This window comes from Devosia chinhatensis (assembly GCF_000969445.1).
GTDB classification, from domain to species: domain Bacteria; phylum Pseudomonadota; class Alphaproteobacteria; order Rhizobiales; family Devosiaceae; genus Devosia; species Devosia chinhatensis.
Genome location: NZ_JZEY01000054.1, coordinates 753,373 through 768,821, shown reverse-complemented (window position 1 = coordinate 768,821; position 15,449 = coordinate 753,373). Strand labels below are relative to the sequence as shown.

The 15,449-nt window shown below is 63.1% G+C and carries 15 protein-coding genes; all 15 read left to right on the top strand.

Translation table 11 applies throughout. The features are described 5' to 3' along the window. The first annotated feature begins 7 nt into the window (after positions 1 to 7). The 15 genes from VE26_RS03735 (at position 8) to VE26_RS03665 (ending at position 15,434) form a co-directional block, all read left to right on the top strand. Positions 8 to 997, top strand: coding sequence for a TRAP transporter substrate-binding protein (locus tag VE26_RS03735; protein ID WP_046103815.1), 990 nt, complete (start codon positions 8 to 10; stop codon positions 995 to 997). Between the two features lie 89 nt (positions 998 to 1,086). Beyond that, entirely contained in the window at positions 1,087 to 2,082 is a 996-nt protein-coding gene (araD1, locus tag VE26_RS03730; protein ID WP_046104982.1) for an AraD1 family protein, read from the top strand. 213 nt (positions 2,083 to 2,295) lie between these two features. Next, positions 2,296 to 5,208, top strand: coding sequence for a monovalent cation/H+ antiporter subunit A (locus VE26_RS03725; protein WP_084620272.1), 2,913 nt, complete (start codon positions 2,296 to 2,298; stop codon positions 5,206 to 5,208). After that, the gene (locus VE26_RS03720) at positions 5,199 to 5,534 is read left to right on the top strand and encodes a Na+/H+ antiporter subunit C (RefSeq protein WP_046103814.1); all 336 of its coding nucleotides are present in this window, start codon (positions 5,199 to 5,201) and stop codon (positions 5,532 to 5,534) included. The genes VE26_RS03725 and VE26_RS03720 overlap by 10 nt, the downstream gene beginning before the upstream one ends. A 1-nt stretch (position 5,535) precedes the next feature. Then, positions 5,536 to 7,134 carry a monovalent cation/H+ antiporter subunit D gene (locus tag VE26_RS03715; protein WP_046103813.1) on the top strand — a complete coding sequence of 533 codons (1,599 nt, stop codon included), beginning with the start codon at positions 5,536 to 5,538 and terminating at the stop codon, positions 7,132 to 7,134. Then, complete coding sequence (locus tag VE26_RS03710) at positions 7,131 to 7,616, top strand: Na+/H+ antiporter subunit E (protein WP_046103812.1); 486 nt, start codon at positions 7,131 to 7,133, stop codon at positions 7,614 to 7,616. The genes VE26_RS03715 and VE26_RS03710 overlap by 4 nt, the downstream gene beginning before the upstream one ends. Further along, positions 7,613 to 7,894, top strand: coding sequence for a K+/H+ antiporter subunit F (locus tag VE26_RS03705; RefSeq protein WP_046103811.1), 282 nt, complete (start codon positions 7,613 to 7,615; stop codon positions 7,892 to 7,894). The genes VE26_RS03710 and VE26_RS03705 overlap by 4 nt, the downstream gene beginning before the upstream one ends. After that, complete coding sequence (gene mnhG, locus VE26_RS03700) at positions 7,891 to 8,253, top strand: monovalent cation/H(+) antiporter subunit G (protein WP_046103810.1); 363 nt, start codon at positions 7,891 to 7,893, stop codon at positions 8,251 to 8,253. The genes VE26_RS03705 and mnhG overlap by 4 nt, the downstream gene beginning before the upstream one ends. Before the next feature lie 65 nt (positions 8,254 to 8,318). Beyond that, complete coding sequence (locus VE26_RS03695) at positions 8,319 to 9,335, top strand: LacI family DNA-binding transcriptional regulator (protein ID WP_046103809.1); 1,017 nt, start codon at positions 8,319 to 8,321, stop codon at positions 9,333 to 9,335. A 331-nt stretch (positions 9,336 to 9,666) separates the two neighbouring features. After that, positions 9,667 to 10,818 carry an extracellular solute-binding protein gene (locus VE26_RS03690; RefSeq protein ID WP_046103808.1) on the top strand — a complete coding sequence of 384 codons (1,152 nt, stop codon included), beginning with the start codon at positions 9,667 to 9,669 and terminating at the stop codon, positions 10,816 to 10,818. Beyond that, positions 10,815 to 11,699: an ABC transporter permease gene (locus VE26_RS03685; RefSeq protein ID WP_046103807.1), complete on the top strand. Its 885-nt coding sequence runs from the start codon at positions 10,815 to 10,817 to the stop codon at positions 11,697 to 11,699. The genes VE26_RS03690 and VE26_RS03685 overlap by 4 nt, the downstream gene beginning before the upstream one ends. 1 nt (position 11,700) lies before the next feature. Then, positions 11,701 to 12,555: an ABC transporter permease gene (locus VE26_RS03680; protein ID WP_084619921.1), complete on the top strand. Its 855-nt coding sequence runs from the start codon at positions 11,701 to 11,703 to the stop codon at positions 12,553 to 12,555. A 199-nt stretch (positions 12,556 to 12,754) separates the two neighbouring features. Next, positions 12,755 to 13,792 (top strand): ABC transporter ATP-binding protein, encoded by a 1,038-nt coding sequence (locus tag VE26_RS03675; protein ID WP_046103806.1) that lies wholly within the window; start codon positions 12,755 to 12,757, stop codon positions 13,790 to 13,792. Between the two features lie 2 nt (positions 13,793 to 13,794). Beyond that, positions 13,795 to 14,631: a glycerophosphodiester phosphodiesterase gene (locus VE26_RS03670; protein ID WP_046103805.1), complete on the top strand. Its 837-nt coding sequence runs from the start codon at positions 13,795 to 13,797 to the stop codon at positions 14,629 to 14,631. After that, complete coding sequence (locus tag VE26_RS03665) at positions 14,628 to 15,434, top strand: inositol monophosphatase family protein (RefSeq protein ID WP_046103804.1); 807 nt, start codon at positions 14,628 to 14,630, stop codon at positions 15,432 to 15,434. The genes VE26_RS03670 and VE26_RS03665 overlap by 4 nt, the downstream gene beginning before the upstream one ends. Positions 15,435 to 15,449 lie beyond the last annotated feature (15 nt).

The window sequence follows — 15,449 nt, the reverse complement described above, 5'->3', positions numbered from 1 at the left end:
GGACCCCATGAAACTTGCAAGACTGCTTGCCGCCACCGCCCTTGTGCTGGCTGCCGCGACCCTTCCCGCTGCGGCGCAGGCCGCCCGCATCGGCTATGTGCCCACCGAGGACCATCCGGTCGGCCAGGGCGTCAACAAGTTCGCCGAGCTGGTTGCCGAAAAGACCGGTGGCCGCATCGAGTTGCAGAAGTTCTCGAACGGCACCCTGGGCAACGAGCCGCAGATGCAGTCTTCGCTGCAGGGCGGCATTCTCGAAGTGATGGTGGGCCCGACCTCGAACCTCGTGGGCTCAATCCCCGAATACCTGATCTTCGACCTGCCCTTCTTCTATCCCGATTTCGAAGCGGTCGATAAGGTCATGGACGGCCGCGTCGGCGATGCGCTGTTCGAGCGCCTCGACGAACTCAACATGGTGGGCCTGGCCTATTGGGATAATGGCTTCCGCCACATGACCAATGCGGTGCGCCCGATCAACACCGTCGAGGACGTCGCCGGCCTCAATATCCGCGTGATCCCCAATCCGCTCTTCATCTCGACATTCCAGACGCTGGGCGCCAACCCGGTCCCGCTGCCCTATCCCGAGCTCTTCACCGCACTCGAGACCCGCGCCGTCGATGCCCAGGAGACCCCGGTCGGCCTCATCTATTCGAGCCGCTTCTATGAAGTGCAGGATCACCTGGCCCTGACTGGCCACGTCTATACGCCTTACCTGCTCCTCGCTTCCAAGACCTGGTTCGATGGCCTTGCGGCCGACGATCAGGCCCTGGTGCGCGAAGCTGCCCAGGAAGCGGCCGTTTACCAGCGCAACCTCTCGCGCACCGATGCCGACCGTCTGATCGGCCTGCTCGAGGAAGAAGGCATGGAAGTCACCCGCCTGTCCGACGCTGAAATGGCCCGCATGCGCGAGACCGTCGCCCCCGTGGTCGAGGAATTCACCGAGACCATCGGCGCCGACCTTATCCAGCAGGCGCGCGAAGACATGGGAATTGCCAATTAAGGCACCAGGGGAAGCCGGTTCGCCGGCTTCCCGACCCGATGGCGGCGTGGCCGCCCAACCCGATCCCTACCCAAACCGGAGAATATGTGATGCGGCTGATTCAGTTCGAGCGCAAAGATGGAACACGCGCCGTCGGCGTGGTCGATGGCGACACGATCCAGGTGGTCCAGAACACCGAAACCGTCCGTCGGCTTGCCCTCGATGCCATCGCCGCCGGCCGCTCGCTGACTGACGAAGTCGCCAGCCGGGGCACGTCCGGCACCGAGGATTACGACACCCTCCTGGCCGATGGCCGCGTGCTGCCGCCGCTCGACCACGAAGACCCCGCTCATTGCGTCATCGCCGGCACCGGCCTCACCCATATCGGCAGCGCGGCTGCCCGCGGTCAGATGCATGCCAAGATCGCCGGCGCCGAAGCCGACCTCAACGATTCCATGCGCATGTTCAAATGGGGTGTCGAAGGCGGCAAGCCGGAAGACGGCAAGGCCGGCGTGCAGCCCGAATGGTTCTACAAGGGCGACGGCTCGATCGTGGCCCGCCCCGGCCAGGGCCTGCCCATGCCCGATTTCGCCGAGGATTCGGGCGAGGAGCCCGAAGTGGTGGGCCTCTATGTGATCGCGGACGACGGCACGCCCTGGCGCGTCGGCTTCGCCGTGGGCAACGAAACCACCGACCACGTCACCGAAAAGAAGAACTACCTCTATCTCGCCCATGCCAAGCTGCGCTTCTGCGCCTATGGGCCGGAGCTCTTCGTCGGTGACCTGCCCTCTGACCTGACCGGCCATGCCCGCATCATCCGCAATGGCGAGACCGTGTGGGAAAAGTCCTTCCCCACCGGCGAGGACAATATGTGCCACTCGCTGGCCAATCTCGAATATCACCACTTCAAGTATGACCAGTTCCTGCGTCCGGGCGACGTCCATGTCCAGTTCATGGGCACCTCGGTCGCCTCGTTCGGCGACGGCATCAAGACCGAAGTGGGCGACGTCTTCGAGATAGGCATCCCCGAATTCGGCCGGCCGCTGAGCAATACCATTGTCATGGTGCCCTCGCGCCAGGGACTGAAGAAGATCAACGCGCTTTAAGGCCCTTAGACCGACTTCGCGCTTAACGACCGTCGGGCATTGCCCGGCGGTCTGACTGTGGATCGCGCCTCGGAGACTTCCGTGCAATGGCTCAAAAAGCCGGGCGCGACAAAAAAACTCGCCTCACGGGCCGGTGAATTCTGAAACCGGTCTTCTCAAGATGATCTCGTAACCCTATACATTTAGACGAGATTCTTGCGTGAGGACCCGCCCCTGCCCCAGTTATCGACCGATCTTGCACTGATCCTGCTTGCCGCGCTGCCCTTCGTCGCCTGCGCGCTGGTGCTTGCCCTGCCGGGCAGAGGATATCGCGGAGCGGTCTGGATAGCGGCGGTGGTTGCAGGTGTGCTGAGCCTGATTTCGCTCACCCTGTTTCCCTCGGTGGCCAATGGCGGGGTCATAATCACCCGCTTCGAATGGATTCCACAACTCGGCCTCGATATCGTCCTGCGCATGGACGGGTTTGCGTGGATGTTCTCGGTGCTGATCACCGTGATCGGCTTCCTCGTCGTGCTTTATGCGCGCTACTACATGTCGCCCAAGGACCCGATTGCGCGGTTTTATTCGCTGCTGCTCGCCTTCATGGGCGCCATGCTGGGCCTCGTGCTCTCGGGAAATATCATCCAGCTGGCCGTCTATTGGGAGCTGACCAGCCTCGTTTCGTTTCTGCTCATCGGCTATTGGTACCACCGTGGCGAGGCGCGCGATGGTGCGCGCATGGCGCTGATCATCACCGGCACGGGTGGCCTCGCGCTGTTCGTGGCCATGATGCTGGTCGGCCATATCGTGGGCAGCTATGAGCTCGACGTGGTCCTGGCTTCGGGCCGTACGCTGGTCGAAAGCCCGCTCTATCCGCTGACGCTGATCCTGTTCCTGCTCGGCGCCTTCACCAAGAGCGCGCAATTCCCGTTCCAGTTCTGGCTCCCCAACGCCATGACGGCGCCGACCCCGGTCTCGGCCTATCTCCACTCGGCGACCATGGTGAAAGCGGGCGTCTTCCTGCTCGCCCGGTTCTGGCCCGTCATGTCCGACAGCCAGCTCTGGTTCTGGATCGTCACCTATACGGGGCTCGCAACACTCATCTTCGGGGCCTATGCCGCGCTGTTCCAGCGCGATCTCAAGGGCCTCATGGCCTATTCGACCATTTCCCATCTCGGTCTCATCACCACGCTTTTGGGCATGGGCACCCCGCTCGCTGCCGTGGCGGCCATCTTCCACATCGCCAATCACGCCACCTTCAAGGCGTCGCTGTTCATGGCCGTGGGCATCATCGACCACGAGACCGGCACGCGCGACGTGCGCAAGCTCAGCGGCCTCTTCAAGTTTATGCCGCTCACCGGCACTTTCGCGATCATCGCCAGCGGCGCCATGGCCGGCGTTCCCCTGCTGAACGGCTTCCTTTCCAAGGAAATGTTCTTCACCGAGACGGCGGTGTTCAATCCCAATGTCTTCGTCAACCTGTCGCTGCCCATCGGCGCGACACTGGCGGGTATGCTCAGCGTTGCCTATTCGATCAAGTTCGTGCACGGCGTGTTCTTCGGCCCGCCGCCCACCGAGCTCGAAAAGGTCCCGCACGAGCCGCCGGCGCTGATGCGTCGTCCCATCGAGTTTCTGGTTCTGGTCTGCCTTGCCGTCGGCATCATTCCCGGCATCACCGTCGGCCCCTATCTGGCCGCTGCCGTCACGTCGGTTCTGGGTGGCGAAAGCCCCTATTACAGCCTGTCGGTCTGGCATGGCTTCAACTTGCCGCTGGTGATGAGCATCGTGGCGCTGGTAGGCGGGGCGATCATCTATGTTCCCTATTATCGCCGCCTGCGGAACATTGACGGCGTGCCGCTGACCCGTGGCTGGCGCGGACAGCGCATTTTCGAGCGTATCCTGGTCACGGCCACCAATCGCTGGGCGCGCCGCGTGGTGCAGGCATTCGGCACGTCTCGTCTGCAGCCACAGATTTTCACCGTCATTTTCCTGGCGAGCGCCGCCGGCATCGGTGCCGGCTGGGGTCGTCTGGGCAATTTGCCTATGCCGAGCAATTTCGATCCGATCCTGGCCATGGTCTGGGTTCTGGGCGGGGGCAGCGCCATTGCCGCTGCCTACCAGGCCAAGTTCCACCGTCTCGCCTCCATGATCCTTCTGGGCGGTGCGGGTCTTGCCACCTGTCTCACCTTTGCCTGGTTCTCCGCGCCCGATCTGGCCCTTACCCAGCTCCTTGCGGAAATCGCGACGACCGTATTGATCCTTCTGGGCCTGCGCTGGCTGCCCAAGCGTAATCCTGTGGCTGCCGACCTCAACTGGTCGGTGCGCTTCCGCCGCTATCGCGACGTGGGACTGGCCGTCATGGTCGGGCTCGGCGTGACCATTGCCAGTTATGCCGTCATGACCCGCACTGCGCCTGAGGGCATTTCGGAATTCTTCCTCGCCAACGCCTATAGCCAGGGCGGCGGCACCAATGTCGTCAACGTCATGCTGGTGGATTTCCGCAGCTTCGACACGCTGGGTGAAGTCACCGTGCTCGGCGTCGTGGCGCTGATCGTCTTCGGCCTGCTGCGGCGCTTCCGTCCGGCAGCCGACAGTGCCGAGCGGCCGGAACAGCAGCGCGTCCTCGACGATTACGCCCCCGGCGCCGGTCAGCACGTCACCGACGATTTCCTGCGCATTCCGGCGCTCATCATCAACTGGATGTTCCCCATCGTCATCGTGGTGGCCGCTTACATGTTCCTGCGTGGCCACGATCTGCCGGGCGGCGGTTTCATCGCGGGCATCGTCATGTCGCTGGCCTTCATCCTGCAATATCTGGCAAGCGGAACGCGCTGGGTCGAAGAGCGTCTGCGCATCCTGCCCGTGCTCTGGATCGGCTGGGGCCTGTTGCTGGCGCTGCTGACCGGTCTCGGCGCCATGCTGCTGGGCCAGCCATTCCTCACCTCGGCTTTCGCCTATGCCGATATTCCCCTTATTGGCCGCGTGCCCATGGCCACGGCGCTGATCTTTGACCTGGGTGTCTTCGCCCTGGTCGTGGGCGCAGTCGTGCTCATGCTCATCGCCCTGGCGCACCAATCGGTTCGCAGGCCCAAACCGGCCGCAATGGCCAAGCCGAAAGCACGGGAGGGGCTCGACAAATGGAACTGACCCTTGCCATCGCCATCGGCGTCCTTGCGGCTTCCGGCGTCTATCTCGTGCTCCGTCCGCGCACTTTCCAGGTGATTATCGGGCTGTCGCTGATTTCCTACGCCGTCAATCTCTTCATCATGTCGATGGGACGGCTGCGCATGGATGCGGCCCCGATCCTGTCGGGCGCCAATGCCAATCCGGCCGATTATACCGACCCGGTGCCACAGGCCCTGGTGCTCACCGCCATCGTCATCGGCTTCGCCATGACTGCCCTTTTCCTTGTCGTGCTTCTCGTCGCTCGCGGTCTTACGGGCAACGATCACGTCGACGGAAAGGGGAATTGAGATGACGGGCATCAACCACCTCGCCATCCTGCCGATCCTCGTTCCGATGATCGGCGTCATCGCCAACCTGATCATGAGCGACCAGCGCAGCAACAAGCGCGTCGTCGGTCTCAATATCGGCTTCAGCGTGACCCTGCTGGCCGTTTCCATCCTGCTCTTCGTGGTCTTAACACAATCGGATGAAAACGTCGCGGCCGTCTATCCTCTCGGCAATTGGCCGGTGCCGTTCGGCATTGTGCTGGTGGCCGACCGGCTGGCCGCGATCATGGTGCTCACCACCTCGATCCTGGCTCTCGCCTCACTGGTCTATGCATCGGCGCGCTGGCATAGCCGGGGGACCAATTTCTTCCCCCTCTTCCACGCGCTCACCATGGGGCTCAACGGCGCCTTTCTCACCGGCGATCTGTTCAATCTCTTCGTCTTCTTCGAGCTTCTGCTGGCGGCCTCCTATGGGCTGGCGCTGTTCGGCGGTGGTCGGAACCGCGTCCGCGCGGCGCTGCATTATGTCGTCATCAATCTCGTTGCATCGTTCCTCTTCCTGGTCGGCGTCGCCCTCATCTACGGCACCACGGGCACGCTCAACATGGCCGACATTGCCAGGGCCGTGCCGCTGATCGCGCCGGAAGATCGCGGTCTCTTCGAGGCGGGCGCAGCCGTCTTGGGCGTGGCCTTCCTCATCAAGGCCGGCTCCTGGCCGCTGCATTTCTGGCTGCCCAACACCTATTCCTCCGCCGCGCCACCGGTGGCCGCCCTGTTCGCCATCATGACCAAGGTGGGGTTCTACGCCATTCTCCGGCTCTGGATGCTGGTCTTTGCCAATGCCGAGGGGGCCGAAGCCACCTTCGGCCAGACAACGCTGCTGGTCCTCGGCGTGGCCACCCTCGCCTATGGCTCGATCGGTGCCCTCTCCTGCAAGGCGCTGGACCGGCTGGCCAGTTATCTCATCCTCGTTTCCGCCGGCACCCTGCTGCTGGCCGTGGGCTACAATGCACCGGGCGTGACCAGCGGGGCGCTCTATTATGTCGTGGTCACCACCCTCGCCGCCGGAGCCTTGTTCCTTCTCAAGGACGTCATCGACCAGATCCTGCCCGCCGAGGCGCAGGTGCTGGCCGTGTCCCTCGAGCTCTATGGCGACGAGGAAGAGGCAATCGACGAGGACCAGGAAGTCAGCCGCACCTTCCCTGCCGCCGCCACGCTCATCAGCCTCTGCTTTGCGATCGTGGCCCTGGTCATGGCCGGGCTGCCGCCGCTCTCGGGCTTCATCGCCAAGTTCGCGATGATCTCTTCTGCCCTCAATGCCGACAACGCCCCCAGCGTGGCAACATGGTGGGTGACCGGTGCGCTCATCGTCTCGGGCCTCTTCGTGCTCGTCTCGATGGTGCGAAACGGCATCAACATCTTCTGGACCTCGCTGCCCGACGATGACGTGCTGCGCCTGCGTACCCTCGAGATCGGCCCGATCATCGTGCTGCTGGCTCTTTGTGTCTTCATGGCGCTGGCCGCCGGTCCGGCAATGATCTTCTTTGCCGAGACCGCCACCTTCATCCATGCGCCGCAGGGCTATATCGACCTGGTGATACCGGCGGGAGGCGCCTCATGAGACGGCTGCTGCCCCATCCGATCCTCGCCGCGTTCCTGCTGATCTTCTGGCTGATCCTGCAGCAATCGGCAGGGCTGGGTCATATCCTGCTGGGCGGGCTCATCGCCATCCTCGCCTCGCTGGGGGCCAATCTCATCCTGCCCGAGCCGGTTTCGGTAAAGCGACCGCTCAAGATCCTGCAATTGCTTGCCGTCGCCGGCGTCGACATCGTCCGGTCCAACATCGCCGTCATGCTCATTCTCTTCAATCCGCGGCCCAAGCCGACATCGGACTTCCTCGAGATGAGGCTCGAATTGACCAATACGTTCGGGCTGGCAGTGCTGGCCTGCCTCATCACCGCCACGCCGGGCAGCGCCTGGCTCGAATATGACCGCGAACGCAGCACCGTTCTGATCCACGTCTTCGACCTCGTGGACGCCGATGAATGGGTGAAGACCATCAAGACCCGCTACGAGTCCCTGCTGATGGAGATTTTCCAATGAGTACGGCCATTCTCGAATGGAGCCTTCTGGCGTCCCAGCTCCTGCTGGGCATCGCCATGCTCGCAACGCTCTATCGCATGGTGATCGGCCCGCGCGCACAGGACCGCATCCTGGCGCTGGACGCACTCTACGTCGTGGCGCTGCTCCTCTTGGTCACCCTTGGCATCCGCACCAATTCGCAGGTCTATTTCGAGCTTGCGATGCTGATCGGGCTTCTGGGTTTCGTGGGCACGGTGGCCCTGGCCAAGTTCCTCATGCGCGGCGAGGTGATTGAATGATCAACGACCTGCCGCTGTGGCTGTCCATCATTGTCTCGATCTGCCTGGTCGGCGGGGCGCTGCTGACCATGGCCGGCTGTTTCGGCCTCGTTCGCCTCAAGACCTTCTATCTGCGCATCCATGCCCCCACCATGGGCACCAGCATGGGCGGCGGGCTGATCCTTCTGGCCTCGGTGCTCTATTTCACCATCACCCGCGAACGCCTCGTGGTGCATGAAATGGTCATCTTCCTCTTCATCACCATCACCACGCCCGTGACGCTGATGCTGCTGGCCCGCGCCAGCCTCTTCCGCGACCGCGTCGAGGGCAATGACGGGGTTCCCAAGCGGATCACGCCCGCCCCGGCTCCAGACGCCTGAGGCTTGTCTGGACCGGCCCGCAAGGCCGTGCCACCATTGCGCGCCGCACTTTCGGGACCCTTCCGATGACGTCAGACATTAAACCGCGCTCCTTCGTCAGCGCCCGCATGGTCGCGGAAAAGGCCGGGGTGTCGCGCTCGGCCGTGTCGCGCACCTTCACCGATGGCGCGAGCGTGTCCGAGGAGACCCGCCGGCGCGTGCTCGAGGCGGCCGGCGCCCTGGGCTATCACGTCAACCACCTGGCCCGTGGCCTGCGCGAACGCAGCAACATCGTGTGCCTGGTGGTCGCCGACATGACCACCCCGATCCGCGCCGGCATGGTCGACGTGCTCACCCGCGAGCTGCAGGCCTCGGGCAAGATCACCATGGTGATCAACACCAAGGCCGATACGGAAAGCGTGTCCAAGGCCCTCAGGCAAACGCTCAATTATCGCGCCGATGCCACCGTGGTGCTCTCCGGCACCCCGCCCGCCTCGCTGATCGAAACCTGCCTCGCCAATGGCCAGCAGGTCGTTCTCATCAATCGCGACGACAAGCTCGTAGGTAGCCACAATCTGGGCGTGGACAATGCCATGGCCGGGCGCGAGGCCTTTTACCTGCTGCGCCGGGCGGGCTGCCGGCGGCTGGGCCTCGTGACCTCCACCGCCAATACGGCCAGCCTTGTGGAGCGCAAGCGTGTGTTCATCGAAGCCGCCGGCGCCGAGGGGCTCGAGGTGGCGGTGTTCGAAACCGGCCCCACCGGCTATCCCTCGGGCCTCGAGGCCGGCCGGCGCGCCTTCGGCCGCTCCAACTCGCCCGATGGCGTTTTCTGCGTCACCGATCTTCTGGCGCTCGGCTTCATGGATGCCGCCGTGCACGAATTCGGCCTGCGCATTCCAGATGATCTCTGCGTCGTCGGTTTCGACGATATAGAACAGGCCGATTGGCAATCCTATCGTTTGACCACTTTTGCCCAGCCGCTCAAGGCCATGGCCGACCAGGTGCTCGAGCTGTTGCAAGCCCCCGATTCCGCGGGTTCAGGGCGGATTCTTTTCGAGCCCATTCCGCGCTGGCGCCAGTCCGTCAGGCCTGGCCCGGCCTGATCTGCTCAAATCTTTGCACACGTGCGCAAAGCCCTGCCTGTCATAAAAGCGTTATCCGCCGCGCTTAAGAAGCCAGTCGAAATTCTTGAATATTGCACTTGTGTGCATTCGAGAATGGGTGTTGTCTTGTCGAAGCGATGACGTATCGCGGATGGCCACCCAGCGCAGATTGGGACCCTTCCGCGTCACGCTGAAGCAGGGAGGAGGCCCATGAGGCGGGCGAACCGGTGCCGATCCGGTTTCGCCATTCGGTCGCCAAGACCGTACGCTGCCTCCGCAATCGGCTGGAAAGCGCCGTGGCTCGCCGGGTCACGTAATGGGAGACTTTGAAATGAAACGCCGCACCTTCATGATGTCCGCTGCCGCCGCCACTGCCGGCATGGCCATCCTGCCCCGCATGTCCTATGCCGCCGAAGGCGTCATCGACTGGTACACCAGCTCGGACAGCAATATTCTCGACTTCTGGACCAATACGGTCAAACCCGCCTTCGAAGCCGCTCATCCCGGCGTCACGCTGAACCTGGTCGATGCGGGCGACGGCGCCGGCATCATCGCCATCAGCGAACGCGCCATGGCAGCCCAGCAGACCAATACCGATCCGCAGGCCGATTTCTTCGAGGCTGCCGACCCGCTCCTGCCCGCCGGCGCTATCGATGCCGGCATTTTCGTGAATATGAAGGAAGCCGGGCTTTCCAATTATTCCAAGGTCAATCCCGCCGCCATCCAGTCCGATTATTCCCTGCCCTATCGCGGCAGCCAGGTCCTGCTGGCCTACGATACCACCAAGCTCGATCCCGCCGATGCACCCAAGACCTGGGACGAGCTCGTCGCCTGGATCAAGGCCAATCCCGGCCAGTTCGTCTATAATCGTCCCGACAAGGGCGGCTCGGGCGGCAATTTCGTGCGCCGTGCCATTCATCAGGCCAATGGGCTGGACCCGTCCATGTTCACCGTGGACAATTACACCCAGGAATTCGGCGACGAAGCTCTGGGCAAGGCCTGGGAACTGCTCAGCGACATCGCTCCCTCGCTCTACGACAACGGCGCCTATTCGTCGGGCAATACCCAGTCGATCCAGCTGCTGGCGCAGGGCGTCGTCACCATGACCCCGGTCTGGTCCGACCAGATTCTGCAGGCCATCGACCAGGGCGTGCTGCCCGATACGACCGGCCTCGTCCAGCTGCAGGACCTGGCGCTGGTGGGTGGCTTCACCCGCTCCGTCGTGCTCGAAACCGGCACCAACCGGGACGCCTCCCTGCTCCTGGCCGATTTCATTCTCTCGGAAGAAATCCAGAGCGCCATCCTCACCGAACTGGGCGGCTTCCCCGGTGTCAGCTGGGAATATGTTTCGGCGGAGCTGCGCGAGCGCTTTGCCGACATCATCCCGCAGACCATCCCCACCTTCCCCGGTGGCCAGTGGGAAGCGGCCATCAACGATGGCTGGTACCGTAACGTCGCTCCGAACGTCGACCGCAACTCGTGACCGACGCGGCGGAAGGGGCGGCACGTCCCCTGATCGAAAAGTCCGACAGCAGGAGGCCCACCGGCCTCCTGCTCGTCGCCGTGCCTGTCCTGCTCATGGCCTGGTTGATCATCTGGCCGATCTTCAACGCCTTCTGGCGCACCGTGTGGCGCCCCGATGTCGATGGCGATTACGGCTTCAACCTGTCGAGCTATGTGTTCTTCTTTTCCGATCAGTACAGCATCAACAATCTGATGGTGACGCTGTGGACCACGGGCATGTGCGCCCTGCTCCTGCTGCTGATCTGCCTGCCGATCGCCATCTATCTGCGTTTCTCGCCCGGGCGATTACCCGCCTATGTGCAGGCGCTGGCGATCTTTCCGATGTTCGTGCCCTCCATCATTCTGGCCTACGCGTTCATCCGCGTGCTGGGGCCCAACGGCATGGTCGACATCCTGCTCAATTCGGTGGGCCTGCCCAAGATCCGCACGCCCTATCTCACGCCCTGGGGACCGGTTATCGGTCTGGTCTGGGACAATATTCCGCTGACCGTTCTCATCCTGCTCGCCGGTCTTGGCAGTGTTTCCAACCAGGCGATCGAGGCGGCCCGCGATGTCGGCGCCAGGCGCTTCCAGGTGTTCTGGTACATCATCCTGCCGCGCATCTCCAATTCGGTTCTGGTCGCCATCTCCTTTGCGGTGCTGGGCATCTTCTCGTCCTTCACCCTGCCCTATCTGCTGGGACCGGCCTCACCGGAAATGATGGGCCCGTTCATGAACCGCACCTTCCGCGAGGTGAACGATCCGCTCAACGCCATCACGCAGGCGGTCATCACCTTCGGTTTCTGCATTGCCTTCGGGCTGTTCTATGTGCGCTCGGTCGCACGCAATCAGGGGAAGTGACATGCAACGCTTCATCCCCGCCATTTTTGGTCCACAAAAGATCGACGCCGGACGCGCCCCCACCGACTGGACCGGCATCCTGTTTGCCGCCCTGCTCTCGGCTGCGATCATCTTTCCGCTGGTCGTGGTCGCCACCTGGGCCTTTACCGAGGTATGGCGCTATCCCAATGTCATTCCGCAGCAATTCGGCCTGCGCTTCTGGAACCAGACTCTCAGCCGGGCCGATGTCTGGTCGGCGCTGACGCTCAGCCTGCAATTGTCCACGGTGGTCACCCTGCTTTCGGCCGCCATCTGCCTTCCGGCAGCCTATGCCTTTGCCCGCATGGACTTCCCCGGACGCACGATCCTCTTCTTCTCTTTTTTGGCCGGCCATGCCTTTCCCAAGTTCGGCCTTCTCATCGCCATCGCCGCGATCTTCCTCCAGCTCAATCTCATCGGCACCTTCTGGGGCGTCGTGCTGATCCAGCTGGTGGGCACGCTGCTTTTCATGATCTGGATACCGGTGGCCGCGTTCCAGTCCGTGGACCGCCGCATGGAAGAAGCCGCCCGCGATGTCGGCGCCGGTCCCTTCCGCGTCTTCTGGTCCGTCACCCTGCCCCAGGCCGGACCGACCATTGCGGCAGCGGTTTTGCTGAGCTTTGTCGGCACCTTCTACGAAACCGAAGGCGCCTGGCTGATCGGGGCCCCTGGCATCCGCACCATGCCGGTACTGATGATTTCCTTCATCAACAATCAGATGGTCATCCAGTTCGGCGCCGTCCTTTCGGTCATGCTTTGGGTCCCCAGCTTCATCGCCCTGCTCTTTGCACGTCGTGTCATCGGCGGCGGAGCCTTCGCCCGGGGGTTCGGCGCATGATGGGACAACAGCTTATCGGTTTCCGCACCACCTCTGCCTTTGGGGAAGAGATCGGATTGCGCAGCAGGCCGGACGCGGGAGCCTTGCGCCTCACCTCTGTCCCACATTGCACTCCAATATCGACAAGGCCCCCTCACCCGGCGCGTTGCGCCGACCTCTCCCCCAGGGGAAAGGCAAGAGGAGGCATCAGGAACTAAAAATGTCCGTTCTGAATATTAAAGACGTCACCAAGGTTTTTCCAAACGGCAATGTCCGTGCTGTCGACACGTTCTCGCTCGACGTCGCCGACGGTGAGCTGGTCTGCCTGCTCGGTCCGTCCGGCTCCGGCAAATCCACCCTGTTGCGCATGGTCGGCGGTTTCGAGCGTCCCAGCTCGGGCATGATCACCATCGATGGCGAGGACATCACCCAGCTGCCGCCCGAAAAGCGGCCGACAGGTATGGTGTTTCAGAGCCACGCGCTCTGGACCCACATGAACGTCTTCAAGAACCTTGCCTTTGGCCTCAAGCTCCGCCGCATTCCGGCCGACGAGATCAAGCGCAAGGTCGAGGCCGTGCTCGAACTGGTCGGTCTGGGCGGCTATGGCAATCGCCATGTCAGCCAGCTCTCAGGCGGGCAGCAGCAGCGCGTGGCGCTTGCGCGTTCGCTGGTGCTCGAGCCGAAGATCCTGCTTCTCGACGAACCGTTCGCCAGTCTCGACCAGCACCTGCGCGAACGCCTGCGCGAGGAAGTGCGCGACATCCAGCAGCGCCTCAAGATCACCACGCTCTTCGTCACCCATGGTCAGGACGAGGCCTTGTCCATGGCCGACCGCATCGTTGTCATGCGCGATGGCCGCACCGAGCAGATCGACCGGCCCGACGTCGTCTATCGCAAGCCGCAGACGCCGTTCGTCGCCGGCTTCATCGGCACCATGAACCTCATGGACGGTCAGGTCAGTGACGGCGTTTTCCACCATGGCACCTTCTCGGTGCCGATGCCGATCCTCGAAGGTCCCGCCATCATGGCGGTGCGCCCGGAGGCCCTCGATCTCGAGGCCGCCGAGCCCGGTCAGGCCAAGGTTCACCGGGTGACCGATTTCGGCACCCATGGCCTGGTCGATCTCGACCTCCCCGATGGTCTGCGCGTCAAGGCCATGGTCGCCCATCCCGATCTCTTCAAGCCCGGCCAGGGTGCCAATCTCAAGCCCAAGGCCGTCGCCGGCTATCGCGACGGCACGCTTGTCTATCAGGGGTGAGCATGACCGATCCGCTCTATATCGAACGGGATGGGCACCGGACCTGGCTCAAATGGCACCGGGGCCGCCGGAAGGCGTCAGACCCCGCCTTCACCGGCGCCCGCATTCTTGAAGCGATGCGGCTGGGTGCCAGCGTCGAGGTCGATCTCGTCATCCACGCCGATCACGGCTGCGCCGTGCTGCATGACAAGACGCTCGACCGGGAGACCACCGGGACCGGCCTGGTGCGAGAGACGGGTGCAGCGTCCCTGCGCCAGCTTTACCTGCGCGCAGCCGACGGATCGCCCCTGCCCGACCGCGTTCTCCTTCTCGAAGACCTTTGCGATCTGCTGGGGCAAAATCCGCCGCATCCGGACGCGCTTCTGCAACTCGACTTCAAGGAAGACCTTGCCGCGCTCGATGACCTGACGGTCGAAAACTTCGCTTTGGCCGTTTCTGCGTTCAAACGTAACATTATCGTATCTGGTGGGGCGTTCGACGCTATCAGTCTGCTAACGAATTCCACGCCCGGGCTAATGAACGGCTACGATCCGTGCTACGGCGCCTCGCTCGAACAGCTCAGGGCCACGGGCGATCATGAGACCTTCATTCAGAACGCCCTTCGCACCGCGCCTGACGCCGCTTTCATCTATCTCCACCACGAGATCGTGCTGGCCGCCGACAATGCCGGTTTCGACATGATCGCCGCCGTCCACGCGGCAGGGCGCAAGGTGGATGCGTGGACTATAAACCACGTCAATTCCACGACAATTTCCCAGGTCACCCGGCTCCTCGCGCTCCGGGTGGACCAGATTACCACCGACGACCCGGAGGGGCTGGCAGCGGCCCTCGACACATGACCGAAATCGACAAGATCCTGAACGACATGATTGACGCCGCCCGCCAGGCCGGCGCGCTGACGCTTGAGCATTTCAAACGCTTCCGTGACCTCGAAATCGGCATCAAGGGCCCGGGCGATTTCGTCTCCGACGCCGACCGGGACTCCGAGACGCTGATCCGAAATCACCTCTTGTCCCGCTATCCCGGCTGGAGCCTCACCGGGGAGGAATTTCCCCCAACCGAAGGCGAGAACCAGGACTATAGGTTCTTGGTCGATCCCATTGATGGAACAACCAATTTTCTCAATGGCCAGCACTATACGATCACCATTTCGCTGCGCCATGGACGCCAGACATTGTGCGGACTGATCTACAATCCGGTCAGCGACGAAATGTTCACCGCCATCCAGGGCGGCGGCGCCTTTCTCAACGGCGAGCGGCTGCAGGTGAGCCAGAGCCAGGACGTCGCGCTCATGGCGGTGGGCACCGGCCTGCCGACGCCCAACCTGTCGCTGCACCCCGGCGCCTATGCCCGGCTCGACGCCATCCGCGCTCCCATCGGCGGGGTGCGGATCGTCGGCAGCGCCGCCAATTCCTGCGCCTATGTGGCCTGTGGCCGGCTGACCGGTTATTTCGAGGAAACCGGCTTCGGTGACACCGCAGCAGGCATCCTGATGGTTCTCGAGGCCGGCGGCGTCGTAACGGATTGGTGGGGGCGCGGCCCCGAATATTATGAGGCCACCGGCGCGATGATCGTCGCCAATCCTGCCACCCACGCCTATCTCATCGAGCAGCTCAAGGACGTGCCGCAGAAGAATCCGTGACTACGGAAATCATTT